This window comes from Marinobacter sp. C7 (genome assembly GCF_022343555.1).
Lineage (GTDB): Bacteria > Pseudomonadota > Gammaproteobacteria > Pseudomonadales > Oleiphilaceae > Marinobacter.
On record NZ_JAKQZH010000001.1, the window covers coordinates 1,042,378 to 1,068,809 of the forward strand.

Below are 26,432 nucleotides of genomic sequence, written 5' to 3' on the forward strand. Positions count from 1 at the left end.
GGGAGGACTGGCCATTAAAACCATCTTTGTCCAGGGCCCCGTTCCGGGGTTCAGACTCTTCCTGATCATTCTTGCGTCGGCAGCGTTAATCGTTGCCGACGCTCGTTTTGAAAAGCTCTCACCGGTGCGCAGTACCATTGCCACGGGGCTTGCCCCTGTCTACTGGCTGGGCAACGCCCCCTACCAGTTCAGTGACTGGTTCTCAGGCCTGTTCGTGTCCAAGGAAGACCTTCAGCAGGAGAACGAAGACCTCCGCGCCCGCCTGCTGATCCTCGAGCGCCGCGCTCTCAAGTACGCGGCCCTTGCATCCGAGAACAACGAACTGCGCCGGCTGATGAACTCCTCGGAAGTGCTGGACGACCGGGTGATCGTCGGCGAAGTGGTGGGTGTGTCGCCGGATCCCTTTTCCCATGAGATCATCATCAACAAGGGCCTGAGTGACGGCGTCAGCCCCGGCCAGGCTATCCTCGATGCCCACGGCCTGATGGGCCAGGTGGTGCAGGCCAGCCAGATCACCTCGCGGGTGCTTCTGGTTTCGGACAGCAGCCACGCCGTGCCGGTGGAAGTGGTCCGCAACGGACTGAGGGCTGTACTGCTGGGAACGGGCGATCCGGATGCGCTGGAACTGGTACACGTGCCGGATACAGCCGATATCCGTGAGGGCGACCTGCTGGTCAGTTCCGGTCTTGGCGGCCGTTTCCCGCGGGGTTATCCGGTGGCAGAGGTGTCCCGGATCACCAAGGAGCAGGGCGAACCGTTCGTATCCATCCAGGCGATCCCCAAGGCGGAACTGAACCAGAGCCGCCTGATACTGGCAGTGTTCCCGCCGGAGCAGGCAGAACCGCAGGATAGCGCCGCTCAGGCCCCTGATTCCGGGGAGGACAGCTGATGTTGTCAGTGATCAGTTATCCCGTTTTTGTATTTTCCGTCGTCCTGGCCCTGGTCCTGAGTATTTCGCTCTTTCCGGTCGGCTGGTTCGAATTCCGCCCCGAGTGGCTCGGCCTGGTGGTGTTTTACTGGACCTTCCGGGCGCCGGCCCAGTTCGGCATTCTCCTGGCCTGGTTCCTGGGGCTGCTTCTGGATGTGCTGGAAGCGACGCCTTTGGGCGTGAATGCCATGGCCATGGGCCTGATTGCCTTTCTGGTACTGACCATTCATCAGCGTCTGCGTATGTACCCCATGCCGCAGCAATGCCTGATGGTGTTTCTGTTGCTGGGCATCAACCAGATGCTGGTACATTTCATCAAGCAGGTGCTCGGGGCGGAGGGCGATACCGGATTCGGGTACCTGTGGCCGGCAGCCACCAGTGCCGTGATCTGGCCGGTGGTCTGTGTGCTCCTTGATAACATCAACCGCAAGCTGGGCTAGCGCGATGTCTCACCTGATTCTTGCCTCCGCCTCACCGCGCCGGGCGGAGCTGCTGAAACAGATCGGACTGTATTTCACGACCCGGCCGGCGGATGTGGACGAAACGCCGGAACCGGCCGAGTCCGCGGAAGCCTATGTTGAGCGCCTGGCCCGCGAGAAGGCCCTGGCGGTGGCTGCAGAGCATCCGGACGCGCTGGTGATTGGCTCCGATACCTCCGTGGTGCTTGAGGGCGAGATCCTGGGCAAACCCCTGAACAAAACAGATGCCTGTGCGACCCTGGCGCGTCTGTCGGGCGGTGTTCATCAGGTGATGACGGCAGTCGCACTGGCGCATCGGGGCGAATGCCGCTCCTGCCTGGTGGTAACCGAGGTGGAATTCCGCCAACTTGGTGGCGACGAGATCAATGCCTATGTTGGTAGTGGGGAGCCCATGGACAAGGCCGGGAGTTATGGAATTCAGGGTCTTGGTGGTATTTTTGTGAAGGAACTCCGGGGAAGTTACAGCGCTGTGGTCGGTTTACCCTTGCAGGAGACTGCTGAGCTACTGGCAGCGGCCGGCTTCCCGGTATGGACGAACTGGCCGCGCAGTATGGAGAGCCAAGAATGAGTGAAGAAATCCTGATCAACGTCACGCCGGTCGAAACCCGGGTTGCCCTGGTGGAAAACGGCATGTTGCAGGAGGCCTACATCGAGCGCACCAGCCGTAAGGGCATCGTTGGCAACATCTACAAGGGCAAGGTCGTCCGGGTGCTGCCGGGAATGGAAGCCGCGTTCGTCGATATCGGCCTGGAACGGGCTGCCTTCATTCATGCCTCCGATGTGATCACCGGGCAGTCATCGGCCGACGAAGCGACCGATGGCCCGAAAACCGTACCGGACATTCGTACGCTGCTGCGTGAAGGCCAGTCCCTGGTGGTTCAGGTCACCAAGGACCCGATCGGCACCAAGGGCGCTCGACTCACGACCCAGCTCTCGATTCCGTCCCGGTACCTGGTGTTCATGCCCGGCGTGAGTCATATCGGTATTTCCCAACGCATCGAGGATGATAACGAGCGGGAACGCCTCAAGACCCTGATCGGGGAGGCCTCGGCGGAAAGCACCGACGTGGAGGGTGGCTACATCATCCGGACCGCGGCCGAGGCGGCGCCGGCGGAAGACCTTATCGGCGACATGAAGTACCTGCACCGCCTGAGTCAGTCAATCCAGGAACGCATTGCCAAGGTTCAGGCGCCGGCAGTGGTCTACCAGGACCTTCCGCTTTTCATCAGGACCATTCGTGATCTGGTCCGGCCGCAGACCGAGAAGGTCCGGATCGACAGCCGGGAAAGCTACCAGAGGGTGATGGAGTTCGTTCAGGAGTTCGTCACCGAGTTTGCCGGTAAAGTGGAGTACTACCCCGGCGAACGGCCGATATTCGATCTTTACTCGGTCGAGGATGAGATCCAGAAGGCCCTGAGCCGCAAGGTCCAGCTGAAGTCCGGTGGCTATGTCATCATCGACCAGACCGAAGCGATGACCACCATCGACATCAACACCGGCGCCTTCGTAGGGCATCGCAACCTCGAAGAGACGATCTTCAAGACCAATCTGGAGGCTGCCCGCGCCATCAGTCGTCAGCTCAGGCTGCGTAACCTGGGCGGGATCATCATCATCGACTTCATTGATATGGAGGATTCCGAGCATCAGCGCCAGGTCCACCGCATGCTCGAAAAGATGCTGGAACGGGATCACGCCAAGACCAAGATTACCGGAGTATCGGAACTGGGTCTGGTGGAGATGACCCGCAAGCGCACCACCGAAAGTCTGGGCCAGGTGCTGTGCGAGCCCTGTCCGGTGTGTGACGGGCGCGGCTTTCTGAAAACCGCAGAGACCGTGTGCTACGAAATCTTCCGGGAAATCCTGCGGGTCAACCGTGCCTATGATGCCGAGAGTTACCTTGTCATGGCCTCCCAGAAGGTGGTGGATCGGCTGCTGGACGAGGAATCCGACAATGTGGCCGATCTGGAGACGTTTATCGGCAAGACCATCCGCTTCCAGGTGGAGCCCTTCTACAGTCAGGAGCAGTACGATGTTGTCCTGCTCTGATGGCGGGGCGCGTTACCGGCCCGGGGAGTAACTGAACCCATGTCCTCAGCCGATCACGGGCCGCGGTTGCCGGATCTTCCCCCTGAAAGCCGGCCGGTACGTCTGGCGGCGAGGCTGTCGAGTCTGGTGTGGTGGTCCCTGCTGACGGTCCTGATCCTGTTCGCGCTGTATGCCGGAATCGGCCGCCAGCTGACCCAGAACATTGACAGTTTCCGGGATGATCTCGAACTCGAATTGTCCGCGCGCACTGGCAAACAGGTAGAGATCGGCGCGCTGGATGCACGCTGGAACTGGCTGGACCCGACCTTACTGGCGCGCGATATAGAGGTCGTGGAGCCGGGGACCGGTGACTACGTGGCCCGTCTCCAGCACCTGCGCATCCGCCTCGACTTTCTCGCCTCCCTGTTCCGGTTCCGGGTCGTTTTCAAAGTTTTCGAGGCCGATGGTCTTGAACTGACTTTGAACCAGACGCCCGATGGAGAGGTTGGTGTCGAAGGTGCGGATCTGCCCGAACCAGCCCGCCGTGAATTCCGGGACTGGCTTGAGCTGGCGGGGCGCTGGCTGTCTGATCCCTATATCAAACTCACTCGCGTCAATCTGGCCATCCGGGACAACCAGGACCAACTGCGTCATCTGGAGATTCCCCAACTGGATCTGGTCTATTATCGGGGGCTGTTCCGGGCCTCCGGGCGGGCCATGCAGCCGGGAACCACCCAGCAACTGGCCAGCTTCAACCTGGTCGGCCGGCAGTTTTTCCGCGGTGGTTTCACCGGTCAGCTGTATCTGGACGTGGCTTCCGGCCGTCTGTTTGATGGCCTGATCGACGAATACCAGTGGCGCACACTGCGGGTTGAAGGCTTCGATCTGGGCGGGCAACTGTGGTTAACGTTCCGGGATGGCCTCCTGCAGCAGGCAAACGGGTCGGTGCAGACGCCCTACCTGCAGTTGGGTGTCGGCACCGAATCTCTGGCTCCCATCGAGGATATCAGCGCCCGTTTCGGCTGGCGCCGGTCGGAAAAAGGTGGTGACGCCGTGGTTTCCCGCGGGGAATTCCATCTCCAGGAGCTGCAATGGACCTGGAACGACATCACGGTGCCCCCATTCAGCATGCGCCTGATGCCCCGGGACAGCGGTGATGTCGAAATTGTCGCGGATGCGCTCCCCATTGGTCCTCTGCGCCGCTTGCTTGCCGTCCTGCCTCTGCTGCCAGAGCGCGCCGGCCGTGCGCTCGAGAATTACCGGCCCCGGGGGTATCTGGATCGGTTGCACCTGAGGCTGCCCGCAGGGGATTGGGCAGAGTTCGAGCTCACCGGTCTCTTGCGGGATGTCCGGGTGCAGGCTCACGGCGGCGCGCCCGGCGGGGCGGGTTTGAACGGCAGGATCTCCCTGCGCCGGTATTCCGGCTCCGTAGAACTCATGCCGACGGAGGAACCGGTCAGCCTGGGCTTTCCCCGGCTGTTCAACGGTGACTGGTTGTTCCGCGAAGCGAGTGGCACGGTGGCCTGGCTAATGGACGGCCCCATCACCCGTGTCTACTCGGATAACATTCGCATGAGTTACGGTGCTGAGACGACACTGACCGGGGCCTTTGATCTGCGTATGGACCGGGAAGGCGAGGACAATCTGGGCCTGCGTGTCGGTGTGAAAGGCGGTCGAGCGGACATGCTGGCGGATTTCGTTCCGGCCAAGGTTGTAAATCCGGGGCTCTACGACTGGCTGACAACCGCGATCACCGAGGCCAGGATTACCGAGGGGGTCTACTATGGCCACGGCCAGATCGGCCGCGGTGCACCCCGAGGCTCTTTCGTATCCTCCATGTGGTACACCTTCGAAGACGCGACGGTCCGCTACGATGAGCGCTGGCCGGAGGTGACCTCGGCCAACGGCAGGGTGGATATTCACAATGGCGATACCGAGGTACAGCTGGTCTCCGGCCGCACCGGAGGGCTGGAGCTGCGACCGAGCCGGGTGAGGGTTGTCCCCGGTGATGATACGCGGCTCTATGTTGACGCCGCCGCAAAAGTCGCTGGTGACGCCGTACCCTTCTGGATGGAGAACAGCCCGCTTGGAGAAATGGCCGGCACCGCCGCCCGTAGCCTGGTCTATGGTGGAGAGTATGCGCTGGATCTGGACCTGGAGTTGCCCCTTGGCGCAGCGGGAGAGCCGGTCGTGCAGGCGCGCATCCGCACCGATGATGGCTCGGTGCGTTACCCGCAGGCCAACCTCAGCTGGACCGACCTGTCCGGTGATCTGACCTACCACACTGTCGAGGGTTTTTCGGGAGGCCCCCTCAATGCCCTGTTTTTCGGTGACCCGGTTGCGGTCAGTCTCAGTGTCGGGCCGGATGGCCAGGGACTGGCGATTCGTCAGGATGGCCAACTGACTGTTCCGGAGGTGTTTCGCCAGGCAGGCCTGGAGAGCGACAGCAGTTTCGGGCTCCGGGGCACCCTCAATTATTCTGCCGGCCTGACGGTCGGCGCTGATACCACTTCCGGCATCCGGGTCAGCTCGGACCTTGAGGGACTTGCGGTGGACTGGCCGCAGCCGCTGGCCAAGAGCGCCGACGAGCAGGCGCCCCTGGAGGCAACCATCGACGCCTTCGCCGAGGAAGGCGTCCGTATTGCGGGTAGCTGGGAGAACCGGATGGGTTTCGATTTTCTCTGGCACGATACCGGTTTCGACCTGATGCTCGGCCACCTCTACCTCGGGCCCCACACCCTGAGAAACATTGAAATCAATGCACTGGAACTGGAGGATCGCTGGGTCGTCAGTACCCGTTCCGAGAGAGCCATCGGTCGGGTTGTTCTTCCGGACGGAGCAGAGCCGGTAAAGGCGGATTTTGAGGTTCTCAGGCTGGTCCGCGATGACGAGCAACGAGAGGCCCAGCCGGAATTGCTGACCCTCGACGAACAGCTGGAAGCTTTCCGGGCGCTCGATATGGGAAGCTGGCCGGACATTGATGTCAGTATCAGTGATCTGCAGCTCAACGACGAAACCGTGGGTGCCTGGTCATTCCGGTTGCGCCCGGAGCCTTTCCAGCTCAAGGTCAATACCATCGAGGGCCGCCTCAATTCCCTGACCCTGCTGGGTGACATGACCTGGAGCATTGCCAGCGACCGAGAGGTAACGCGTTTTGCCGGTTCCGTGACCGGTGGCGCCCTGACGGACCTGAACCAATTGTTCGGAACCGAAATTCCGCTGGAAAATCAGCAGACCAATATCGAACTCGACCTGGACTGGCCCGGCCGGCCGGATGATTTCTCCATGCGGGAGGTGAGCGGAACCGTCAGCCTGCGGCTCGACGATGGCATCATTTTGGAGCAGAACAGCACAGCCCAGTTGTTCCGGATTTTCAACCTGCTCAATGCGGACACCCTCTGGCGCCGGTTGCAACTGGATTTCTCGGACCTGTACGAGCGCGGCGTGGCCTTTGATGCCATTTCTGGAACCGCCCGGATCAGCAGCGGCCTGGTGACGTTGAGCCCGGAACTCCAGATTGTGGGCCCCTCCGGCGCGTTCAAACTCAATGGCACGACGGATCTGTCGGCGGAAACCCTGGACATGCGGCTGGTGGTGGTGCTGCCACTGACCCAGAATTTGCCGCTGGCGGCACTGCTAATGGGCGCCGGAGCACCGATTGGCGGGGCGTTGTTTGTGCTGGACAAGGTCCTGGGTGACCCGTTGAGTAAACTGACCAGTGCCACCTATAGTGTGACCGGGACCTGGGATAATCCCGAGGTCGATCTTCGCCGGGTTTTCGATACCGGAGAATAGTGAAAGGGGAGAAGGGCTTATGACCACCAAGTCAGCTCAGCGGGTAGCTGCAATCCAGATGGTGAGCACCCGGGACATCGAGGCGAATCTGGCAGAGGCGGAACGCTTATTGGCCGAGGCGGCCCGGCAGGGCGCGAGGGTGGCGGTACTGCCGGAGAACTTTGCCGTGTTGTCGACCCGGGACATGCTCGACTGTGGCCGGACGGAGGCTGGCGACAAGCCGGTGATCCGGGAGTTCCTGTCGGCCCAGGCCCGAAAGCTCGGTCTCTGGATTGTCGGCGGATCCCTGCCATTGGCCAGCCGACCCGACGGATCGACGATCGGGGAGCGGGTACGGGCCACGTGTCTGGTTTACGACGACCAGGGACAGGAAGTGGGCCGCTACGACAAGATTCACCTGTTTGACGCCAAAGTGGAAGACGCGCACGGGCAATACCGGGAATCGGATACCTTCGAGCCGGGGGAACAGGTGGTGATCGTCGATACGCCGGTGGGCAAGCTCGGGATGGCCATCTGTTATGACCTGCGCTTCCCCGAGTTATTCCGCGCGTTGCGGGAGAGGGGCGCCGAATGGGTTTGTCTGCCGAGTGCCTTCACCTGGCAGACCGGCGATGCCCACTGGCATGCCCTTATCCGGGCACGCGCCATCGAGAACCAGGTCTGGGTTGTTGCGCCCGGCCAGGGCGGCCAGAACAGCGAGCGCCGCAGGACCTACGGCCACACCCTGATCTGCGACCCCTGGGGCAGGATTACCTCGGAAAGGGAAGAGGACGGCCCTGGCGTGATTGCCGGTGAGCTGGATATGGAACGGCTGAAGCAGGTGAGGACGAACATGCCGGTGTGGGAGCATCGGCGGCTTTGATCAGGATCCTGGGGCGGGCCGGACGGAAGACGGGGTCAGAAGAACGCTTTCTTCTGACCCCATTTTTGCCTCCAAGTCGGGGGCTGCGTCTGAAAACGGGGTCAGAAGAAGGCGTTCTTCTGACCCCAGCCTGATCAACAGACTCCGGGTGCCGGCTCCAAACCCGGGGTCAGATGAAAGCTTTCATCTGACCCCATCTTCAATCACTCCACCTCATCCACGCATTCCCGCAAATACCGGAACAACTTCTTTGCCTGCCCGGTATTTTTCTGCTTTTCCGCGTCCCTCTTGGCATTACGCGCGAGGTTCCGCAGATGCTGGATATCGGCCGACGGGCAATAGTCGATAAACTCCCCCACCGCCGAATCCCCCTCGGCAACCATGCGGTCGCGCCAGCGTTCGGCCAGGTGGTGGCGACGGGTATGCTCGGCGCTGCCGGCGTCGAAGGCGTCCAGGCTGCGTTCGATGGCCTCAGGGTCCTCCTCGTTCCGCATGATCTTGCCGATATAATGCAGGTGCCGTCGACGGGCCTCATGCTTACGGATGCGGCGGGACTCAACGATGGCCGCCTTGAGGGTGTCGCTGATCGGCAGGCTGTTGAGCTGGTCATCGCTCAGATCCAGCATTCGCTTGCCCACTTCCTGCAGGGCGTGCATTTCCCGCTTGATCTGGGATTTGCTGGGACCGAGGTCCTCCTGGAATTCGTCGTCGTGGTGTTCTGTCATAGTGGATCCTGAAGCCGGGGTCCGAAGAACGCTTTCTTCCGACCCCATGTCATGTTCAACGCCAAAGCCGGGGTCAGAAGAAAGCGTTCTTCTGACCCCATGTTCACGTTCAACGCCAGTGGCCTGCCTTAAGCCGGGGTCAGATGAAAGCCTTCATCTGACCCCAAGTTAATATCAGGCCCCACCTTTGCCCGTCAGGCATAGAAAATTGTCGCCAACCCCAAAAACGCCATAAACCCTACCACATCCGTCACCGTGGTCAGGATTACGCTCCCTGCCAAGGCGGGATCAATATTCCGGGATTTGAGAAACAGCGGCAACATGGTGCCAACAAAGGCCGCTGCCACGAGGTTGATGACCAGGGCCGCAGCGATGATCCCGCCGATCATGAGATCCTGGAACCAGACTGCCGCGGCCGTGGCGACGACCAGGGCCCAGAACAGGCCGTTCAGGGCCCCCACAAAGAATTCCCGGTTCAACAGCCATCGCACGTTGGCGCCGCTGATCTGTCCCACGGCCATCCCCCGGATCACCAGGGTAAGGGTCTGGCTGCCGGCAATGCCGCCCATGCTGGCGACAATGGGCATCAGCACCGCCAGGGCCACCACCTTGCTGATGGTGTCTTCGAACAGGCCGATCACTGCCGAGGCGATGAATGCGGTGATCAGGTTGATACCCAGCCACACTGCCCGGCGGCGGGTGGTTTTCCAGACCGGGGCGAAGGTGTCTTCGTCCTCGTCCAGACCGGCCATGCTCATCAGGGAGTGGTCAGCATCTTCCCGGATAACGTCGACCACGTCATCGATGGTGATCCGGCCAAGCAGTCGGCCCTCCTCGTTGACCACCGGCGCCGAGATCAGGTCGTAGCGTTCGAACAGGGTCGCTACCTTGGTGTCGGAAAGGGTCACGGGAATGGGCTCGACTTCGGTGTCCATGACTTCCCGGACCGTCGATGCCGGGTTGGACACGAGGATCCGGGTGATGGGCAACACGCCGATAAAATCATCCCGACGGCTGACCACGATCAGGCTGTCGGTCATGGGCGGCAGGTTGCGGTGCCGGCGCAGGTAACGGAGCACAACGTCGATGCTGATGTCGGGACGCACCGTAATGGTGTCCGTGTTCATCAGGCCGCCGGCGGTGTCCTCCGGGTAGGACAGCACCTCCTCGACCCGCAGCCGGTCCTGCTCGTCCATGGTGTCCAGGACTTCCTGGATGACCGTGTCCGGCAGCTGCTGCAGCAAGTCGGCGAGGTCGTCCGACTCGAAATCCTCGATGATGTCCGCCAGTTCCTGGGCATTGAGCTGGCTCAGGAAGTAACTACGGATGTCATCGCTGAGGTACTGGAGGACTTCACCCTCGAGGTCCTTCTCCACCAGATTCCAGAGCAGGGCACGCTGGCGGGGTGGGGAGGATTCGAGCAGGTGGGCGATATCACTGGGACTCAGGCCGCCATTGAGAATGCGGGCAACCTGCTTGAGGGCACCACTGTCGAGCGCCTCACTCAGTGAGCGCAAACGCTGTTTGGCCTGGCCTTTCTCCAGAATATCGGTCATGAATCACCTGCTTGCTGAAAACGCCTTTATTATAGCGGAGTTAGGCGGTACAGGTGAGTTAAAACGGAGATAATCCCTCAGGGGTCTGAAGAACACTTTCTTCTGACCCCATTCCAAGAGCTGGCCCGCAACTCAGGGGTCAGATGAAAGCTTTCATCTGACCCCATTTTCAGATCTCGCACGGAGGCTGAATCGCAACTCAGGGGTCTGATGAAAGTTTTCATCTGACCCCATTTTCAGATCTGGCACGGAGGCTGAATCGAATTCGGGGTCAGAAGAAGGTGTTCTTCAGACCCCTTTGCAGAGCATGCGCCAAACTCGGCGTCAGAAGAAGGTCTTCTTCAGACCCCTGTGCATCGGCCCCTTATTCCCCTTCACCAAAGTAGTCATCGATCAACTCCACCAGTGCCTCAACCGCCTCTGCCTCATCCGGCCCGTCGGCAATCAGCTCCACTTCGGTACCCTGACTGGCGGCAAGCATCATCACCTGCATGATGTTCTTGGCGTCCACTTCACGGTCGTTGCGGGCGATCCGGACCTTGCTGTCGAAGTCCGAGGCGGTCGCCACCAGTTTGGCGGTAGCGCGGGCGTGCAGGCCGAGTTTGTTGATGATGGTGATAGGGCGGCGGATCATGACGGTTCAGGTCTCTTCCCGGGTTTGCAGGTGGGGCAACTCGGTGTGGCGCACCTGCACGTTGTTGTAGTGTTCGCGGAAATGCTTGCCCAGCTGTTCGCAGATATACACAGAGCGGTGCTGGCCGCCGGTGCAGCCGATGGAGATGGTCATGTAGCTGCGATTGCTTTCGGCGAAGCCCGGCAACCAGGTATCGAGAAAGGCGATCAGGTCATCGACCATTTTCCGGCTGGCCGGCTCCCGCTCCAGAAAATCGATCACCGGCTGGTCGGTGCCCACATATTTGCGAAGGCTGGTATCCCAGTACGGGTTGGGCAGGCAGCGGACATCAAACACATAATCGGAATCCAGTGGTACGCCGTGCTTGAAGCCGAAGGACTGGAACAGCAGGGCCAGTTCCTGCTCCTTGCGGCCCACCACCCGTTGCTTGACCTGGTCCCGCAGCTCGTACATCGACATGCCGGTGGTGTTGACGTAGAGGTCGGCGAGCTTGGAGATGGGTTCCAGCAGCTTCTTCTCGCTGGTGATGGCTTCGCGCAGGGAGGTCTTGTCGTCACTCAGTGGATGCTTGCGCCGGGTGGCATGGAACCGCTGGAGCAGTGACTGCTCATCGGCGTCCAGGAAAATGATCTCAACCTTGATGCCGGTTGCCTGGAGCTGGTTGTAGAGGTCTTCGAAATTGGCCAGCTCTCCGGACAGATTCCGGGCATCAATGCTGACGGCCATCTTGTCCAGGCGGCCTGGCGTTTCCTGTGCCGCCGCTTCCCGGGTCAGCGGGAACAGCAACCCGATGGGAAGGTTGTCGATGCAGTAGAAGCCCAGATCTTCCAGTACGTGCAATGCTGTACTCTTGCCCGAGCCTGACCTGCCACTCACGATGATCAACTTCATGCCCAGCTTGCCTCCGGTACGGTAGGGGTCAGCCACTCGCGGCTGTCATACGCTCATACAGCGTTTTCGCGTCCTCGCATTCGCGCAGTCCGTTGCAGAAGGACCGCTCGTTGAACTTCTCGGCCAACTGGCTCAGTAGCTCAAGGTGCTCGCTGGTTGCCTCCTTGGGCACGATCAGGGCAAAGACGAGGTCGACGGGCTGGTTGTCGATGGCATCGAACTCGACGCTTTCCTCCAGCGTCATCAGTACGCCGATAACCCGGTCCAGGCCTTCCAGGCGGCAGTGGGGGATGGCAATCCCCTGGCCGATTCCGGTGCTACCGAGCCGCTCGCGCGCGATCAGGTTGTTGAAGATCTGGGTATCGCTCAGGGTTTCGTCCTGCTGGTGGATCTTTTCAGCGATGAACTCCAGAACCCGCTTCTTGCTGGAGGCCGGCACCCGGCAGAGTGTCAACTCCGGTACAAGGATGTTGTCTATGGTCAGGGATGTGTCGCTCATGGATCGACTGCATTTCCGTTAAAAAAAAGGCTGCGACACCCGAAGTGCCGCAGCGCCATTGGATTACTGCATGGAGGCGGACTGTTAACGCTGTCCGTTACCGTGCATCCGGTCTACGTTCTTTTCCTTGTGCTTGAGGACCTGACGATCCAGCTTGTCGATCAGGGCATCGATCGCAGCGTACATGTCCTCGTTCTCGGCCTTTGCATGAATTTCACCGCCACCCGCGACATGCAGAGTCCCCTCAGCAATCTGGCGTACCTTCTCGACCTCCAGCGTGACCTGACAATTGGAGATGTGGTCAAAGTGGCGCTCCAGTTTGTCGAACTTCTCGGTGACATAGTCCTTGAGGGAGGGAGTCAGTTCTACGTGATGGCCTGAAATATTGAGTTGCATAGGCGTCTCCTGTTGTTACACCAGTCGTTTGCGTTCATTGGAAGGCGGAATATGCATTGCCTCCCGGTATTTGGCCACGGTGCGTCTTGCCACCTTGATGCCCTGTTCTCCTAGCATGGCTGCAATTTTACTGTCACTCAATGGCTTTTTGGGAGTTTCCGCGGCAATCAGTTTCTTGATCATCGCGCGAATGGCCGTTGAGGAACATTCACCACCTTCATCCGTGCTGACGTGGCTGGAGAAAAAGTATTTCAGCTCAAAGATGCCCCGGGGCGTATGCATGTATTTTTGCGTCGTTACCCGGGAGATCGTGGATTCGTGCATCTCCACGGCCTGGGCAATGTCGGACAGGATCAGCGGCTTCATCGCCTCCTCACCCTGGTCCAGGAAGCCCTGCTGGTGCTCCACGATGCGGGTGGCCACCTTCAGCAGGGTCTCGTTCCGGCTCTGCAGGCTCTTGATGAACCATTTGGCTTCCTGCAGCTGGTCGCGCAGGTAGGTATTGTCTGCACTGCTGTCCGCACGCTTTATAAGAGAAGCATAGCTCGCATTGACGCGGATGCGGGGTGCGATTTCGGGATTCAGCTCTACCCGCCAGCGGCCGTTGTGTTTGCTGACAATAACATCGGGGATGACATAATCCGGCTCGCCATGGTCTATGACATCACCGGGCCGGGGATTCAGGCCGGTAATCAGGGCCAGCACTTCCCGCAACTGGTCTTCTTTCAGCCGGCTACGGCGCAGCAACTGGGCGTAATCGCGATTACCCAGAAGGTTGATGTAGTGGGTAATCACCAGCCGTGCCTGGGCCAGCCAGGGGGTCGCCGGCGGTAACTGGTTCAGCTGGATCAGCAGGCATTCCTGCAGATCCCGGGCGAACACGCCAGCCGGGTCCAGATGCTGGAGCCGGTGCAGGACCGCTTCCACCTCGTCCAGTTCCAGGGGGTCCTCGTCGGCGTCGTCCTGCAGCCCGGCATGGATTTCCTCCAGCGGGCTGGTCAGGTAGCCCCGATCATCCACCGCATCGAGCAGGGCGTGGGCGATGGCCCGGTCCCGTTCGCTCATGGGTGTGAGGTTGATCTGCCATTCCAGGTGATCGTGGAGGGTTTCCGCGGGCGAATTGCGGGTCTCGAAATCCTGCTCGTTGTCGTCCTCGTTCCGGGCCGCCGGAGCCGGAGCTGACTGGTAGATGTCATCCCAGGCAGTATCCACCGGCAGATCGTCGGGAATGTTGTCCGGAACCTCGCTCTCGTTGGTCCAGTCCGGGCCGGTATCATCCCAGTCGTCGTTGCTGTCCTGGCTGGCCGCGGAAACCTGATCGTGATCGTTCTCGTCCCGGCTTTCGGTGTTGTCCGCCGGTGCCTCGGAATGGTCGTCGTCCTCGGAGGTTTCCAGCATGGGATTGGAATCGAGGGCCTGCTGGATTTCCTGTTGCAGATCGAGGGTAGAGAGCTGCAGAAGCCGGATCGCCTGTTGCAGCTGGGGCGTCATGGTCAGGCTTTGACCCAGCTTTAACTGTAATGAAGCTTTCATCACCATAAATTCAGGATCCGTTACTCGTCACGCTCTGTCGCCTTGGCATCAGAGAAAAAATGCTTTGTATGCTAGCTAGTTGCCGTAGCAAGCAAGTTCTTTGCCGAGTTTACTGGAAACGGGGGCCAGATTGAACATGAAAGCTAACTCGGGGGTCTTAACTCAGGGGTCTGATGAATACTTTCATCTGACCCCAAGTGGAGACCCTGACCATGTGCTCAATGTCATACTCAGGGGTCTGATGAAGGCTTTCATCAGACCCCAGCCTGGACCCTTGGCTTGTGCTCAAATCCAACTCGGGGTCTGAAGAAGGCTTTCTTCAGACCCCTGGGGGAGGGCCCACCCTTAAAGCCGGAACTCGTTCCCCAGGTACACCTCTTTCACCTGCTGGTTTGCCAGAATCTCCTCCGAGCTCCCGGAGGCAATGATGTGCCCCCCGGAGACGATGTAGGCGTTCTCGCAGATATCCAGCGTCTCGCGCACGTTGTGGTCGGTGATCAGGACACCGATGCCCTTGTCCCGCAGGTGCCGGATGATGTGCTTGATGTCGCTCACCGAGATCGGGTCAACGCCGGCGAAAGGTTCGTCCAGCAGGATGAAGGCGGGCTCCATGGCCAGGGCCCGGGCGATTTCCACCCGGCGACGTTCGCCACCGGACAGGGCCATGCCGACACTGTCGCGGATGTGGGTGATGTGGAATTCCTCAAGCAATTCATCGAGCTTGGCATCCCGCTCGGCGCGGCTGAGGCCCTTGCGGGTTTCCAGAATCGCCATGATGTTGTCCCGCACGCTCAGCTTGCGGAATACCGAGGCCTCCTGGGGCAGGTAGCCAATGCCCTTGCGGGCGCGACCGTGCATGGGCAGCGGCGTGATGTCCTGGCCGTCGATGGTGATGCGGCCGCGATCGGCAGGCACCAGGCCCACGATCATGTAAAAGCAGGTGGTCTTGCCGGCGCCGTTGGGACCGAGCAGTCCGACGATTTCGCCACTCTGGATTTCCAGGGAAACGTCGATTACCACCTTCTTTTGTTTGTAGCTCTTTGCCAGGTTACTGGCTCTCAGTACTGCCATCGGATCCCTGTCTGGTGCTGCGGGGCTGGATAACCATTTCAACCCGGCCAGTGCCGGATCCCGTGTCTTGTCCGCCCTCGGCGGTAACCACCCGGCGAACCGTATCGTAATGGATCAGGTCGCCACGGAACAGGTTGCCATTCTGCTCAATCACCGCCTCCCGTTCAAAGGTCAGCTGCCGGTCGCTGGCGGACCAGGTGATGTTGAGGGCCCGGGCGTCGGTTTCACCTTCGCCGTTCCGGGTCGGCTGGGTGTAATGGGCCGGGGCGCCGGAGGCCTCGATGCGTTTCAGACCTTCGGTGCTGCGGTACAGCACCACCCGTTCGGCGGTCAGCCGGGTCTTGCCCTGGGTCAGGATGACATCGCCGCTGTAGGTGGCCACGCCTTTGCTGTCGTCCAGGCGGGCGCTGTCGGCGCTGACCGTGATCGGCTGGTCGGAGTCCAGGTCGAAGGCCAGCGCAGGGCTGCTGATGGCCAGCGCCAGCAGGGCGGCGAGCACGCCGGAAGGGTGCTTATTGAACGGTTTCATAACGTCCTTCCACGTCGGAGTTGAGCTCCAGAATTCGGTCGTTGATCCAGGCTTTCATGCCGGTGGCACGGGTGACGCCGATACGATCGGTGATCTCCACCGGAGCGTCGGTATAAATGATGCTCTGGTCGTTGTCCAGCGTAAGCTTCGATGTCGTCAGGGTCGCTTCACGCTCGCCAATCTGACGGATGATACGCACGTTGTCCGTGAGATACAGCAGGTTCTCGTTCTGCAGCAGGCTGCCGTTGTCCGCCTCGATGGTCCAGGGTGGGGTGTCCGGCTCGCCATAGAGGCGTGCAGTGGGAGAGACCATGGTGGCCACGTTGCCCTCGTCGAATTGTTCGATCCTGGGGCTTGAGAAGTGCACTTCGAGATTGCCGTTCTCGTCATACGAGGTGTAGGTGCCGTCCACCACAAAACCATCCGGTTCCGCCGGGCCGCGCAGGGCGGCAGCTTCAGGGTCCGGCGCCGCCGGTTCGTCGCTGCGCCAGAGCAGGAACAGGGCGGCGGCAATCAGGCTGATCAGCGCGAGCGTCCGCACCAGCGGGCGCTCGGTGATTTGCCAGAGGGACTCCAGGGGGCTGGTCATCCGTCTGGCTCCAGGTAGGGTGCGAGTGCGTCGGTCAGCTTGTTCCGAGCGGTCAGGATCAGATCGCAGGCCTCCCGCACGGCGCCACTTCCGCCGGCCACGCTCGTGCAATAATCCGCGTGCTGCTGTACCAGCCAGTAGCCATTGGGCACAGTGATACCCAGGCCGGCATAGCGCAATGCCGGCAGATCGGGCAAGTCATCGCCCATATAGGCGATTTCCCCGGGGCTGACGTCCAGGGTGCTGACCAGTTCCTGCAGCGCCACTTTCTTGTCCTCGCGGCCCTGCATCAGGTGCGGGATGCCCAGATCGTTCATGCGCTTTTCCGTCAGTGGTGAGCGCCGACCGGTGATGACGGCCACAGTGATGCCGGCGGCCATCAGCTGTTTCAGGCCAAGGCCGTCCAGAATGTTGAAGCCCTTGAGTTCGTCGCCGTTGGCACTGAAATACAGTTTGCCATCGCTCATGATGCCGTCCACGTCCAGCGCGATCAGCCGGATACGGGCTGCCTTGGCAAGAAGGTCCCCAGGCCAGCGGTCCATGAGCGGGCTGGTCAGTTCGGCCATCAGATTACCCCCGCCCGCAGCAGGTCATGCATGTTGATGGCGCCGACCAGGGTCCCGGTTTCATCCGTCACCGGCAGTGCGTTGATCTTCATCTCTTCCATGATGTTGAGGGCCTCTGCCGCCAGGTGGTCTGCCGCGATGGTCTTGCCGTGGCGGGTCATCACCTCTTCAATGGCGGTGTTGTGGATGTCCACCGATTTGTCCAGGGTCCTGCGCAGGTCGCCGTCGGTGAAGATGCCGGTCAGGTCTCCTTTGCCATCCACGACCGTGGTCATGCCCAGGCCCTTGCGCGAGATTTCCAGCAGGGCGCCACTGAGGGTGGTGCCTTCGGTGACCACCGGGATCTGCTCGCCGGTGTGCATGATGTCGGAAACCTTGAGTAGCAGGCGCCGGCCCAGGCTGCCGCCGGGATGGGAAAAGGCGAAATCCTCTGCACTGAAGCCCCGGGCTTCCAGCAGCGCCACCGCCAGTGCATCCCCCATCACCAGGGTTGCCGTCGTGCTGGACGTGGGGGCCAGGCCCAGGGGGCAGGCCTCGGCGTCCACCCGCACATCCAGGTTGGCCACCGCTTCCCGCGCCAGTACCGAGTCCGGATTGCCGGTCATGCTGATCAGTGGTGCGCCCATGCGCTTGATCAGGGGCAGAATGGTCACCACCTCGCTGGTATTGCCGCTATTGGAAATGGCAATCACGACATCCTGGCTGGTGATCATGCCCAGGTCACCATGACTGGCCTCGCCCGGGTGGACAAAGAAAGAGGGCGTGCCGGTGCTGGCCAGGGTAGCGGCGATCTTGTTGCCGATGTGGCCGGACTTGCCCATGCCGGTGACGACGACCCGGCCCCGGCAGGCCATGATGGTCTCGCAGGCGCGGAGAAAATGGTCGTCAACGCGCCCCTCGAGGGCCTCGATGGCATCGCGTTCGATGCGGATGGCACGTAAGGCGGACGTCCGGAAGTCGTGGCTGGTCTGTTCAGTCATCGGGCTCTGGCCTGGCTTGTCTCGGGGGAAATGGGCAATAAGCGTTGAAAGTCGCGGAAGTATATCATTTTCAGTAAATCCGGTGATGACCATCAGGACATTTTACCGGCCAGAGATTGAGGTTAGGCGCCGCATCGCATAATGTAGCCCCTCCTCGAAAGGGACAGATTATGGGTTCGAATGCATACATATCTCTGAAGGACGTTGTCTTCTCCCGTTCTGGCCGACGGATCTTCGATGGTATCACTCTGGATATCCCCAGGGGTAAGATCACTGCCATCATGGGCCCCAGTGGCACCGGGAAGACCACGCTGCTGCGCCTGATCGGTGGCCAGCTGCGTCCGGACAGCGGCAGCGTCCAGGTGGACGGCCACGAAGTGCCGCGGCTGAAGCGGAAGGCGCTGTACACGCTGCGTGAAAAGATGGGCATGCTGTTCCAGAGTGGTGCCCTGTTCACCGATCTGAGTGTCTTTGAGAACGTGGCCTTCCCGCTGCGGGTGCACACGAAGCTGCCCGACGACATGATCCACGACATCGTGCTGATGAAGCTGGAGGCTGTCGGCCTGCGCGGCGCGCGACACCTGATGCCCTCGGAGCTGTCGGGTGGCATGACCCGCCGGGTCGCCCTGGCCCGGAGTATTGCCCTGGATCCGGAACTGATCATGTACGACGAGCCCTTTGCGGGGCAGGATCCGATTGCCATGGGGGTGCTGGTGAAGCTGATCCGGGATCTCAACAGCTCCATGGGGCTGACCAGCGTGCTGGTCTCCCACGATGTGCCCGAGTCCCTGAGTATCTGCCATTACGCCTGTATCATTGCCGATGGCAAGGTTATTGGCGAGGGGACGCCCGAGGAGCTGAAGGCCCATCCCTCGGACCAGGTCCAGCAGTTCCTGCAGGGCCAGCCGGACGGCCCCGTGCCTTTCCATTACCCGGCGGACGAAGCCGGTCGTGATTTTGGTCTGGGAGGCAAGGCCTGATGCTGGATCGTATTGCTTCCTTTGGCCGGCTGGGCCTCGACATTGTTGCTTCCTTGGGACGCTCGGGGCGCTTCCTGATCGGCGTGCTGGGCGGCGTTCCGCGCCCGGTGACCGGCTTCCCGCTGCTGATCAAACAAATTTATGCGGTCGGGGTCCTGTCCCTGGCCATTGTGGTGGTGTCCGGCCTGTTCATTGGCATGGTGCTGGGACTGCAGGGGTACACCATACTGTCCGACTACGGTTCCGAGTCCGCCATTGGCCAGATGATCGCGCTGACCCTGGTGCGGGAGCTCGGGCCGGTGGTGACCGCACTGCTCTTTGCCGGCCGCGCCGGCTCTGCCCTGACCGCCGAGATCGGCCTGATGAAGGCGACCGAGCAGCTTTCCAGTATGGAAATGATGGGCGTGGATCCGCTGCGCCGGGTGATCGCTCCACGGCTCTGGGCCGGCTTTATCGCCATGCCGGTGCTCGCGGTGATCTTCTCCGTGGTTGGCATCTGGGGCGGTATGCTGGTCGGCGTGGAATGGCTGGGTGTGTTCGAAGGCTCGTTCTGGGGCAACATGCAGTCGTCCGTGGATTTCCTGGATGACGTGATGAACGGCTTTATCAAGAGCGTCGTGTTCGGATTCGTCTGCGCCTGGATCGCGGTGTTCCAGGGCTACGACTGCGTGCCGACGTCCGCCGGAATCAGTTCCGCGACCACCAAGACCGTGGTTTACTCGTCCCTGGCGGTGCTGGGGCTGGATTTTGTGCTAACCGCCGTAATGTTCGGCGATTTCTGAGATTGATCAACGGGAGCCGGTAATGGCACAGAGAACCCTGGAAATCATTGTTGGCCTTTTTATGGTTGCGGGCCTCGCTGCCCTGTTGTTCCTGGCGCTTCAGGTGAGCGGGCTGTCGCCCAAGGCCGCCGAGAGCACCTACACCCTGTACGCCAACTTCAACGACACCGGCGGCCTGACGCCCCGGGGCAAGGTCTCCATGGCCGGGGTGACGGTGGGCAGCATCGAGTCCATTTCCCTCGACAGGGAAACCTTCCAGGCGAGGGTGGAAATGTCGATCCACTCCGAGGTGGATAACATCCCGGCCGACAGTTCCGCAGTAATACGTACATCCGGGCTGCTCGGTGAACAGTACATTGATATATCCATTGGTGGAGACATGGAATCGCTGCAAGCGGGCGATACCTTCTATTCCACCCAGTCCGCGATGAACCTTGAGCGGCTGATCAGTAACTTTGCCTCCGGCAAGTGACCGCCGGAGAATCGACCGAACAGAGATAGCAGGAGATCCTGATGGTTGCCTTGACTCAACGACTTTTTCTGGCGCTGGTTCTGATGGCAGCTGCGGCTGTCCAGGCACAGGCCGGGCAGGCCGAAGAGCTCCGTGAATACGTGGATGTGAATACCCAGAAGCTTGTCGAGAGGCTGAATGAGGAGCGCGGCCTGTACGAGAAGGATCCCGAGGCGTTCTACCAGAGCATGAACGAGGCCCTGACCGACTTCGTGGATTTTCGTCGCATTGCCGCCCGGGTGATGGGGCGTTATGCCCGCCAGACGACACCTGAGCAGCGCGACGAGTTTGTCGAGAAGTTCAAGCGCAGCCTGTTCGACAGCTACGCCAAGGCTCTGGTCGATGCCGAGGATTTCCAGATCCGGGTCCGGGAGGCGACGATCCTGCCCCGCGATGAAAACCGGGCGTCGGTGGATCTTGAGGTGATCAGCTCTTCGGGCAACCGCTACCCGGTGGTCTATTCCATGTATCGGAACGGCGAGGGCCAGTGGCTGATGGAAAACGTCATTGTTGAAGGTGTGAACATCGGCCTGGCCTTCCGGGACCGGTTCAGCCAGGAAATGGAACAGAATCGCGGCCAGATCCAGGTCGTGATCGATGGCTGGACCGATACCGCCAAGACCGTAGACCTGGGCGGGGAAGAAGACCAGTCATGAGCCCCTCTGCACCTCGTGCCGAACTCCGGGATGGCGAAATGATCGTGACCGGTGAGGTGGATGCCTCATCGGTGCTCGCCCTGCGCCAGCAGGGGGAAAAACTGATCGGTACCGTCGACGATGGCCTGGTGGTCGATATTTCCGGCCTGGAAACCGCCCACAGTGTGGTGCTTTCCATGATGTTGTGCTGGGAGCGCTTTGCCCGCAGGCAGGGCGTTGACCTGAGTTTTCGGGGCATCAACGGGCGTCTCGCCTCACTGGCGTCGCTGAGTAATCTGAGTGCCCAGCTGACCCGCGCCGACTAATTGGTTACAATCTCGCCCCTGATTTTTTCAAAACACCCGAGGATAGTTTATGGACGCCGCCGAAGTCACAAAACTGGTCGAAGAAGCCTTGCCCGGTTGCGAGGTTCAGGTCCAGGTTGATGGTACCCATTACATGGTCGTCGTCGTGGGTGACGTATTCGAAGGCCTGCCGACGATCAAGCGGCAGCAAATGATCAACAAGGCGCTGTTCCAGCACGTTATGGACGGCACTATCCACGCCCTGCATCCGCGTGCCTTCACTCCCGCAGAATGGGCCGAGCGCCAGGGCTGATACGCCCGCCAGACACAGGAATTCTATTGTGGACAAACTTCTGATTCGTGGGCGCAAACCCCTCGATGGCGAAATCCGTATTTCCGGTGCCAAGAACGCGGCACTACCGATCCTTGCGGCGACGTTGCTGGCCGACGAGCCGGTTACCGTAGGCAACCTGCCGCACCTGCACGACATCACCACCATGATCGAGCTGCTGGGCCGGATGGGTGTTGAAGTGGTCATCGACGAGAAGATGAGCGTGGAGATCCACGCCAACACCATCAAGCACTTCCACGCGCCTTACGAGCTCGTCAAGACCATGCGTGCGTCGATTCTGGTGCTCGGGCCGCTGGTGGCGCACTTCGGCGAGGCCGAGGTGTCCCTGCCGGGTGGTTGCGCCATCGGCAGCCGGCCGGTGAACCTGCACATCCATGGCCTGGAGCAGATGGGGGCCGATATCAAGGTCGAGAACGGCTACATCAAGGCCAAAACCAACGGCCGCCTGAAGGGAGCCCACATTTTCCTGGATACCGTGACGGTGACCGGTACCGAGAACCTGATGATGGCCGCCGCACTGGCGGATGGGAAGACCATCCTGGAGAACGCTGCCCGTGAGCCGGAAGTGGTGGATCTGGCCGAGTGCCTGATTGCCATGGGCGCGGACATCAAGGGCCACGGTACCGCGACCATTGAAATCAACGGTGTCGAGCGCCTGCACGGCTGCCATTACGATGTGCTGCCGGACCGGATTGAAACCGGCACCTTCCTGGTGGCTGCCGCCGCCACCGGTGGCCGGGTGAAGCTGAAGGACACCCGGGAGGACCTGCTGGAAGCGGTCCTGCTGAAGCTGGAAGAGGCCGGCGCCCACATCGAGACCGGTCCGGACTGGATCGAGCTGGACATGAAAGGCAACCGCCCCAGGGCCGTCAGCCTGCGGACAGCACCGTACCCGGCGTTCCCGACCGACATGCAGGCGCAGTTCGCCGCCATGAATGCTGTAGCCGAGGGCTCCGGCACCATCGTGGAAACGGTATTCGAGAACCGGTTCATGCACCTGCAGGAGCTGGGCCGCATGGGGGCTGACATCACCCTCGAGGGGAACGCCGCGATCATCAAGGGCGTCGGGCACCTGACCGGCGCCCCGGTAATGGCCACTGACCTGCGGGCCTCGGCCAGCCTGGTCATTGCCGGCCTGGTTGCCGATGGCGATACCATTGTAGACCGCATCTACCACATCGATCGCGGTTACGAATGTATTGAAGAGAAACTGCAGCTGCTGGGCGCGAGCATCCGCCGCCTGCCGGCCTAACAGACACAGACGGGAAACCGGAAGGACGCATGACAGATTCCATCACCATCGCCTTGTCGAAGGGACGAATTCTCGAAGAAACCCTGCCGCTGCTGGCGGAAGCCGGCATCGAGCTGGTGGACGACGTGAAGAAATCCCGCAAGCTGGTGTTTCCGACCACCGATCCGGACGTTCGCGTACTGATCATCCGCGCTACCGACGTGCCGACCTATGTCCAGTACGGTGGTGCGGATCTTGGTGTGACCGGCAAGGATGTGCTGATGGAGCATGGTGCGGAGGGCTTGTACGAGCCGCTGGACCTGAACATCTCCCGCTGCCGCCTGATGACCGCCGGACCGAAAGGGCAGACACCGCCGAACGGTCGTATCAAGGTGGCCACCAAGTTCGTCAACCTGGCTCGAAGGTACTATTCCGCCCAGGGCCGCCAGGCCGATATCATCAAATTGTACGGGGCGATGGAGCTGGCGCCGATCCTTGGCCTGGCCGACGAGATCGTCGACATCGTCGATACCGGCAACACCCTGAAGGCCAACGGCCTTGAGGCCCGGGACCTGATCGAGCACATCAGCAGCCGTCTGGTGGTCAATCGCGCGTCCATGAAGATGAAACACGGGCGGATTAACCCCATAATCGAAAAGATGGCCGAAGCCGTAGAGAAGCGCCGAGAAGAAAAGTAGGGGTCAGAAGAAAGCCTTCTTCTGACCCCGGGAACCTGGAACCGGCTCTGAAGTGAAATTGGGGTCAGATGAAAGCTTTCATCTGACCCCGCGTTTCGGCCGCGACTGCAATAGTCAGGGGTCTGAAGAACGCTTTCTTCTGACCCCGGTAAGTAAGAGTTGGCCCTGAATTGAAGTTGGGGCCAGATGAAGACGTTCATCTGGCCCCTGTGTCCTCCCGAAGCAGGAACGATGAAATGACCGACGTAACCATCAAACGACTGAATGCCTCCCAGAGCGACTTCGACAGCGCACTGGCCAGACTCCTGGCCTGGGACGACAGTGTTGATCATCAGGTAAACGAATCGGTCCGTCACATCCTGCACGAGGTGAAAACCCGTGGTGATCAGGCAGTCCTGGAATTCACCGAAAAGTTTGATCGCCTGACAGTCGGCTCCGTAGCCGAGCTGGAAATGGGCAAGGACCGGCTCCAGAAAAGCCTGGATGCGATCCCGGCGGACCAGCGTGAGGCGCTTGAGAAGGCGGCCGAGCGGATCCGCGATTACCACGAGCGCCAGGACCAGAAATCCTGGCAGTACCAGGACCAGGACGGCACAGTCCTGGGCCAGAAGGTAACGCCCCTGGACCGCGCCGGCCTCTACGTCCCGGGCGGCAAGGCGGCCTATCCGTCATCCGTGCTGATGAACGCGATCCCCGCCAAGGTCGCCGGGGTCAGTGAAGTCATCATGGTCGTGCCGACACCGGATGGTGTGGTCAACGACATGGTACTGGCGGCAGCAGCAATCGCCGGCGTCGACCGCGTATTCACCATCGGTGGCGCCCAGGCCGTGGCCGCTCTGGCCTATGGCACGGATACCATTCCTTCCGTCGACAAGATCGTCGGCCCGGGCAACATTTTCGTGGCCACGGCCAAGCGTGAGGTGTTCGGCGTGGTCGGCATCGACATGATCGCCGGCCCGTCCGAGATCCTGGTGATCTGTGACGGCAAGACCGATCCGGACTGGATCGCCATGGACCTGTTCTCCCAGGCCGAACATGACGAGCAGGCCCAGAGCATCCTGATCAGCCCGGATGCGGAATTCCTGGATGCCGTGGAGGCCAGCATCAACAAGCTGCTGCCGACCATGGAGCGCGCCGACATCATCCGCACCTCCATGGCGGACCGGGCGGCCCTGATCCAGGTGGCCGATCTCAGGGAAGCTGCCGAAGTATCCAATCGCATCGCCCCGGAGCACCTGGAACTGTCCGTGGAGGATCCGCAGGCCATGCTGGACGACATCCGCCACGCGGGCGCCATCTTCATGGGCCGCTACACCGCCGAGGCCCTGGGCGACTACTGTGCCGGCCCGAACCACGTGCTGCCCACCAGCGGCACCGCACGGTTCTCCTCGCCGCTGGGCGTCTACGACTTCCAGAAACGCTCGTCCATCATCGGCTTCAGCGCCAGCGGCGCCGACCGCATGGGCCAGGTCGCCTCCGTCCTGGCGAGAGGTGAGGGCCTAACCGCCCACGCCCGTTCGGCGGAGTACCGGATCAAAGACTGAGTAGGGCCCCGAAGACGGGGTCAGATGAAAGCTTTCATCTGACCCCGGTTTCACCCCCAACTCAGGGGTCAGAAGAACGCCTTCTTCTGACCCCATGTTCAGAATGTTTGCAGGCAGGTTGGCGAGGTTCCGCCCGGGAATGTAGAGGGCCATGGATGGCCCGAAACAAGCGCACATGGATGTGCTCGTAGCGGTTCCCGGACGGAACCTCGCCAACCTGCCGTCGACTCGGAGTCAAAAATGAGCAAATTCTGGAGCCCCCTGGTAAACGACCTGGTCCCCTACGTTCCGGGCGAGCAGCCCAAGATGGCGAACCTGGTCAAACTCAACACCAACGAAAACCCCTTCGGCCCGTCGCCCAGGGTGATCGAGGCGATCCAGGCCGAACTGAACGACAACCTCCGCCTCTACCCGGACCCGGAAGGCGAGGCCCTGCGCCAGACCATCGCCGACTACCACAACGTCCAGCCGGAGCAGGTGTTCCTCGGCAACGGCTCCGACGAAGTCCTGGCCCATATCTTCTACGCCCTGTTCCAGCACGGCGAGCCGATCCTGTTCCCGGACGTGACCTACAGTTTCTACCCGGTGTACTGCGGCCTGTATAACATCGAGGGCAGGAAAGTACCGCTGACCGACAGCTTCGAGATCAACCCCGAGGATTACCGGCAGCCCAATGGCGGCGTCATCTTCCCGAACCCCAACGCGCCGACGGGTCGCTACCTGCCCCTTGAACAGGTGGAGGCGATCATCCGGGCCAATCCGGATCGTGTGGTGGTGGTTGACGAAGCCTACGTGGATTTTGGCGGCGAGAGCGCGATTACCCTGGTCGACAAATACCCGAACCTGTTGGTCAGCCAGACCCTGTCCAAGGCCCGGTCACTGGCGGGTTTGCGAGTCGGCCTCGCTGTCGGTCACAAGGATTTGATCGAAGCCTTGAACCGGGTCAAGAACAGCTTCAACAGCTATCCGCTCGACCGGCTGGCACTGGCTGGTGCGAAGGCAGCCTATGAGGATGACGCCTGGTTCCGGAAGTGTTGTGACGGGGTGATCAGTGAGCGCGAACGTGTAACGGAAGCACTGGAAAGCATGGGCTTCGAAGTCCTGCCATCCAAAGCCAATTTCGTTTTTGCCCGCCACAAGGAACAATCCGGTGAGGCGCTGGCCAAAGGCCTCAGGGCGCAGGGCATCATCGTCCGGCACTTCGACAAGCCCAGAATCAGTGATTTCCTGCGGATTACGATCGGTACTGCGGAACAGAATGACGCATTGATCAAGGGCCTTCAGTCCCTCTAGCCTTCATGGTCTGCGGGTAGCGCAGGGCAGGGCTGACGCCAAA

At 60.9% G+C, this 26,432-nt stretch carries 28 protein-coding genes; 16 read left to right on the forward strand and 12 right to left on the reverse strand.

Annotation, left to right across the window (positions count from 1 at the left end):
* The first annotated feature begins 22 nt into the window (after positions 1-22).
* The 6 genes from mreC to MD273_RS04870 are packed head-to-tail and all read left to right on the forward strand — an operon-like array spanning position 23 to position 8,089.
* Positions 23-889 (forward strand): rod shape-determining protein MreC, encoded by an 867-nt coding sequence (gene mreC, locus MD273_RS04845; RefSeq protein WP_353050308.1) that lies wholly within the window; start codon positions 23-25, stop codon positions 887-889.
* A complete protein-coding gene (gene mreD, locus MD273_RS04850; RefSeq protein WP_239036638.1) occupies positions 889-1,368 on the forward strand; it encodes a rod shape-determining protein MreD in 480 nt (159 codons plus the stop codon). The genes mreC and mreD overlap by 1 nt, the downstream gene beginning before the upstream one ends.
* Positions 1,369-1,372: 4 nt before the next feature.
* Positions 1,373-1,975: a Maf family protein gene (locus tag MD273_RS04855; RefSeq protein ID WP_239036639.1), complete on the forward strand. Its 603-nt coding sequence runs from the start codon at positions 1,373-1,375 to the stop codon at positions 1,973-1,975.
* Positions 1,972-3,453 carry a ribonuclease G gene (gene rng / locus MD273_RS04860; RefSeq protein ID WP_239036640.1) on the forward strand — a complete coding sequence of 494 codons (1,482 nt, stop codon included), beginning with the start codon at positions 1,972-1,974 and terminating at the stop codon, positions 3,451-3,453. Before MD273_RS04855 ends, rng begins: the two co-directional genes overlap by 4 nt.
* 39 nt (positions 3,454-3,492) lie before the next feature.
* Positions 3,493-7,227 (forward strand): YhdP family phospholipid transporter, encoded by a 3,735-nt coding sequence (locus MD273_RS04865; RefSeq protein ID WP_239036641.1) that lies wholly within the window; start codon positions 3,493-3,495, stop codon positions 7,225-7,227.
* Between the two features lie 19 nt (positions 7,228-7,246).
* Positions 7,247-8,089 (forward strand): carbon-nitrogen hydrolase family protein, encoded by an 843-nt coding sequence (locus tag MD273_RS04870; RefSeq protein WP_239036642.1) that lies wholly within the window; start codon positions 7,247-7,249, stop codon positions 8,087-8,089.
* A gap of 203 nt (positions 8,090-8,292) precedes the next feature.
* Here the strand turns inward: MD273_RS04870 and yjgA are convergent, their stop codons facing one another.
* From yjgA to MD273_RS04930, 12 genes are all read right to left on the reverse strand, one after another.
* On the reverse strand, positions 8,293-8,814 hold the full coding sequence (yjgA, locus tag MD273_RS04875; protein WP_239036643.1) for a ribosome biogenesis factor YjgA: 522 nt from the start codon (positions 8,812-8,814) through the stop codon (positions 8,293-8,295).
* Between the two features lie 194 nt (positions 8,815-9,008).
* Positions 9,009-10,370 carry a magnesium transporter gene (gene mgtE, locus MD273_RS04880; protein ID WP_239036644.1) on the reverse strand — a complete coding sequence of 454 codons (1,362 nt, stop codon included), beginning with the start codon at positions 10,368-10,370 and terminating at the stop codon, positions 9,009-9,011.
* A gap of 364 nt (positions 10,371-10,734) precedes the next feature.
* On the reverse strand, positions 10,735-11,004 hold the full coding sequence (locus MD273_RS04885; protein ID WP_239036645.1) for an HPr family phosphocarrier protein: 270 nt from the start codon (positions 11,002-11,004) through the stop codon (positions 10,735-10,737).
* Positions 11,005-11,010: 6 nt separating this feature from the next.
* Positions 11,011-11,895: an RNase adapter RapZ gene (gene rapZ / locus MD273_RS04890; protein WP_239037612.1), complete on the reverse strand. Its 885-nt coding sequence runs from the start codon at positions 11,893-11,895 to the stop codon at positions 11,011-11,013.
* Between the two features lie 28 nt (positions 11,896-11,923).
* Positions 11,924-12,394: a PTS IIA-like nitrogen regulatory protein PtsN gene (ptsN, locus tag MD273_RS04895; protein WP_239036646.1), complete on the reverse strand. Its 471-nt coding sequence runs from the start codon at positions 12,392-12,394 to the stop codon at positions 11,924-11,926.
* Positions 12,395-12,478: 84 nt separating this feature from the next.
* Positions 12,479-12,790, reverse strand: coding sequence for a ribosome hibernation promoting factor (hpf, locus tag MD273_RS04900; protein ID WP_113863403.1), 312 nt, complete (start codon positions 12,788-12,790; stop codon positions 12,479-12,481).
* A 15-nt stretch (positions 12,791-12,805) separates the two neighbouring features.
* Positions 12,806-14,323: an RNA polymerase factor sigma-54 gene (locus tag MD273_RS04905; RefSeq protein WP_239036647.1), complete on the reverse strand. Its 1,518-nt coding sequence runs from the start codon at positions 14,321-14,323 to the stop codon at positions 12,806-12,808.
* Positions 14,324-14,668: 345 nt separating this feature from the next.
* On the reverse strand, positions 14,669-15,394 hold the full coding sequence (gene lptB, locus MD273_RS04910; RefSeq protein ID WP_239036648.1) for an LPS export ABC transporter ATP-binding protein: 726 nt from the start codon (positions 15,392-15,394) through the stop codon (positions 14,669-14,671).
* The gene (lptA, locus tag MD273_RS04915; protein WP_239036649.1) at positions 15,372-15,923 is read right to left on the reverse strand and encodes a lipopolysaccharide transport periplasmic protein LptA; all 552 of its coding nucleotides are present in this window, start codon (positions 15,921-15,923) and stop codon (positions 15,372-15,374) included. The genes lptB and lptA overlap by 23 nt, the downstream gene beginning before the upstream one ends.
* Positions 15,907-16,512 carry an LPS export ABC transporter periplasmic protein LptC gene (gene lptC / locus MD273_RS04920; protein WP_239036650.1) on the reverse strand — a complete coding sequence of 202 codons (606 nt, stop codon included), beginning with the start codon at positions 16,510-16,512 and terminating at the stop codon, positions 15,907-15,909. Before lptC ends, lptA begins: the two co-directional genes overlap by 17 nt.
* Entirely contained in the window at positions 16,509-17,078 is a 570-nt protein-coding gene (locus MD273_RS04925) for a KdsC family phosphatase (RefSeq protein WP_239036651.1), read from the reverse strand. Before MD273_RS04925 ends, lptC begins: the two co-directional genes overlap by 4 nt.
* The gene (locus tag MD273_RS04930) at positions 17,078-18,058 is read right to left on the reverse strand and encodes a KpsF/GutQ family sugar-phosphate isomerase (protein WP_239036652.1); all 981 of its coding nucleotides are present in this window, start codon (positions 18,056-18,058) and stop codon (positions 17,078-17,080) included. Before MD273_RS04930 ends, MD273_RS04925 begins: the two co-directional genes overlap by 1 nt.
* 170 nt (positions 18,059-18,228) lie before the next feature.
* On the opposite strand from MD273_RS04930, the gene MD273_RS04935 reads away from it, so the two are divergent.
* The 10 genes from MD273_RS04935 to hisC all read left to right on the forward strand — a co-directional run bounded on the left by MD273_RS04935 (position 18,229) and on the right by hisC (position 26,389).
* A complete protein-coding gene (locus tag MD273_RS04935) occupies positions 18,229-19,038 on the forward strand; it encodes an ATP-binding cassette domain-containing protein (RefSeq protein ID WP_239036653.1) in 810 nt (269 codons plus the stop codon).
* On the forward strand, positions 19,038-19,820 hold the full coding sequence (mlaE, locus tag MD273_RS04940) for a lipid asymmetry maintenance ABC transporter permease subunit MlaE (protein WP_239036654.1): 783 nt from the start codon (positions 19,038-19,040) through the stop codon (positions 19,818-19,820). The genes MD273_RS04935 and mlaE overlap by 1 nt, the downstream gene beginning before the upstream one ends.
* A gap of 22 nt (positions 19,821-19,842) precedes the next feature.
* Positions 19,843-20,292: an outer membrane lipid asymmetry maintenance protein MlaD gene (mlaD, locus tag MD273_RS04945; protein WP_239036655.1), complete on the forward strand. Its 450-nt coding sequence runs from the start codon at positions 19,843-19,845 to the stop codon at positions 20,290-20,292.
* Positions 20,293-20,333: 41 nt separating this feature from the next.
* Positions 20,334-20,987, forward strand: coding sequence for an MlaC/ttg2D family ABC transporter substrate-binding protein (locus tag MD273_RS04950; protein WP_239036656.1), 654 nt, complete (start codon positions 20,334-20,336; stop codon positions 20,985-20,987).
* Positions 20,984-21,292: an STAS domain-containing protein gene (locus tag MD273_RS04955; RefSeq protein WP_239036657.1), complete on the forward strand. Its 309-nt coding sequence runs from the start codon at positions 20,984-20,986 to the stop codon at positions 21,290-21,292. The genes MD273_RS04950 and MD273_RS04955 overlap by 4 nt, the downstream gene beginning before the upstream one ends.
* A gap of 49 nt (positions 21,293-21,341) precedes the next feature.
* Positions 21,342-21,584 carry a BolA family protein gene (locus tag MD273_RS04960; RefSeq protein WP_092000915.1) on the forward strand — a complete coding sequence of 81 codons (243 nt, stop codon included), beginning with the start codon at positions 21,342-21,344 and terminating at the stop codon, positions 21,582-21,584.
* 28 nt (positions 21,585-21,612) lie between these two features.
* Positions 21,613-22,875 carry a UDP-N-acetylglucosamine 1-carboxyvinyltransferase gene (gene murA / locus MD273_RS04965; protein ID WP_239036658.1) on the forward strand — a complete coding sequence of 421 codons (1,263 nt, stop codon included), beginning with the start codon at positions 21,613-21,615 and terminating at the stop codon, positions 22,873-22,875.
* Positions 22,876-22,904: 29 nt separating this feature from the next.
* Positions 22,905-23,552, forward strand: coding sequence for an ATP phosphoribosyltransferase (hisG, locus tag MD273_RS04970; protein ID WP_239036659.1), 648 nt, complete (start codon positions 22,905-22,907; stop codon positions 23,550-23,552).
* Between the two features lie 236 nt (positions 23,553-23,788).
* Positions 23,789-25,096 (forward strand): histidinol dehydrogenase, encoded by a 1,308-nt coding sequence (gene hisD / locus MD273_RS04975; RefSeq protein ID WP_239036660.1) that lies wholly within the window; start codon positions 23,789-23,791, stop codon positions 25,094-25,096.
* A gap of 240 nt (positions 25,097-25,336) precedes the next feature.
* On the forward strand, positions 25,337-26,389 hold the full coding sequence (gene hisC, locus MD273_RS04980; RefSeq protein ID WP_239036661.1) for a histidinol-phosphate transaminase: 1,053 nt from the start codon (positions 25,337-25,339) through the stop codon (positions 26,387-26,389).
* Positions 26,390-26,432 lie beyond the last annotated feature (43 nt).

Excerpts from the sequence above, each read along its gene's own strand:
- mreD (WP_239036638.1), top strand. The coding sequence starts at position 889 with ATGTTGTCAGTGATCAGTTATCCCGTTTTTGTATTTTCCGTCGTCCTG.
- MD273_RS04855 (WP_239036639.1), top strand. The coding sequence starts at position 1,373 with ATGTCTCACCTGATTCTTGCCTCCGCCTCACCGCGCCGGGCGGAGCTG.
- rng (WP_239036640.1), top strand. The coding sequence starts at position 1,972 with ATGAGTGAAGAAATCCTGATCAACGTCACGCCGGTCGAAACCCGGGTT.
- MD273_RS04865 (WP_239036641.1), top strand. The coding sequence starts at position 3,493 with ATGTCCTCAGCCGATCACGGGCCGCGGTTGCCGGATCTTCCCCCTGAA.
- MD273_RS04870 (WP_239036642.1), top strand. The coding sequence starts at position 7,247 with ATGACCACCAAGTCAGCTCAGCGGGTAGCTGCAATCCAGATGGTGAGC.
- yjgA (WP_239036643.1), bottom strand. The coding sequence starts at position 8,814 with ATGACAGAACACCACGACGACGAATTCCAGGAGGACCTCGGTCCCAGC.
- mgtE (WP_239036644.1), bottom strand. The coding sequence starts at position 10,370 with ATGACCGATATTCTGGAGAAAGGCCAGGCCAAACAGCGTTTGCGCTCA.
- MD273_RS04885 (WP_239036645.1), bottom strand. The coding sequence starts at position 11,004 with ATGATCCGCCGCCCTATCACCATCATCAACAAACTCGGCCTGCACGCC.
- rapZ (WP_239037612.1), bottom strand. The coding sequence starts at position 11,895 with ATGAAGTTGATCATCGTGAGTGGCAGGTCAGGCTCGGGCAAGAGTACA.
- ptsN (WP_239036646.1), bottom strand. The coding sequence starts at position 12,394 with ATGAGCGACACATCCCTGACCATAGACAACATCCTTGTACCGGAGTTG.
- hpf (WP_113863403.1), bottom strand. The coding sequence starts at position 12,790 with ATGCAACTCAATATTTCAGGCCATCACGTAGAACTGACTCCCTCCCTC.
- MD273_RS04905 (WP_239036647.1), bottom strand. The coding sequence starts at position 14,323 with ATGAAAGCTTCATTACAGTTAAAGCTGGGTCAAAGCCTGACCATGACG.
- lptB (WP_239036648.1), bottom strand. The coding sequence starts at position 15,394 with ATGGCAGTACTGAGAGCCAGTAACCTGGCAAAGAGCTACAAACAAAAG.
- lptA (WP_239036649.1), bottom strand. The coding sequence starts at position 15,923 with ATGAAACCGTTCAATAAGCACCCTTCCGGCGTGCTCGCCGCCCTGCTG.
- lptC (WP_239036650.1), bottom strand. The coding sequence starts at position 16,512 with ATGACCAGCCCCCTGGAGTCCCTCTGGCAAATCACCGAGCGCCCGCTG.
- MD273_RS04925 (WP_239036651.1), bottom strand. The coding sequence starts at position 17,078 with ATGGCCGAACTGACCAGCCCGCTCATGGACCGCTGGCCTGGGGACCTT.
- MD273_RS04930 (WP_239036652.1), bottom strand. The coding sequence starts at position 18,058 with ATGACTGAACAGACCAGCCACGACTTCCGGACGTCCGCCTTACGTGCC.
- MD273_RS04935 (WP_239036653.1), top strand. The coding sequence starts at position 18,229 with ATGGGTTCGAATGCATACATATCTCTGAAGGACGTTGTCTTCTCCCGT.
- mlaE (WP_239036654.1), top strand. The coding sequence starts at position 19,038 with ATGCTGGATCGTATTGCTTCCTTTGGCCGGCTGGGCCTCGACATTGTT.
- mlaD (WP_239036655.1), top strand. The coding sequence starts at position 19,843 with ATGGCACAGAGAACCCTGGAAATCATTGTTGGCCTTTTTATGGTTGCG.
- MD273_RS04950 (WP_239036656.1), top strand. The coding sequence starts at position 20,334 with ATGGTTGCCTTGACTCAACGACTTTTTCTGGCGCTGGTTCTGATGGCA.
- MD273_RS04955 (WP_239036657.1), top strand. The coding sequence starts at position 20,984 with ATGAGCCCCTCTGCACCTCGTGCCGAACTCCGGGATGGCGAAATGATC.
- MD273_RS04960 (WP_092000915.1), top strand. The coding sequence starts at position 21,342 with ATGGACGCCGCCGAAGTCACAAAACTGGTCGAAGAAGCCTTGCCCGGT.
- hisG (WP_239036659.1), top strand. The coding sequence starts at position 22,905 with ATGACAGATTCCATCACCATCGCCTTGTCGAAGGGACGAATTCTCGAA.
- hisD (WP_239036660.1), top strand. The coding sequence starts at position 23,789 with ATGACCGACGTAACCATCAAACGACTGAATGCCTCCCAGAGCGACTTC.
- hisC (WP_239036661.1), top strand. The coding sequence starts at position 25,337 with ATGAGCAAATTCTGGAGCCCCCTGGTAAACGACCTGGTCCCCTACGTT.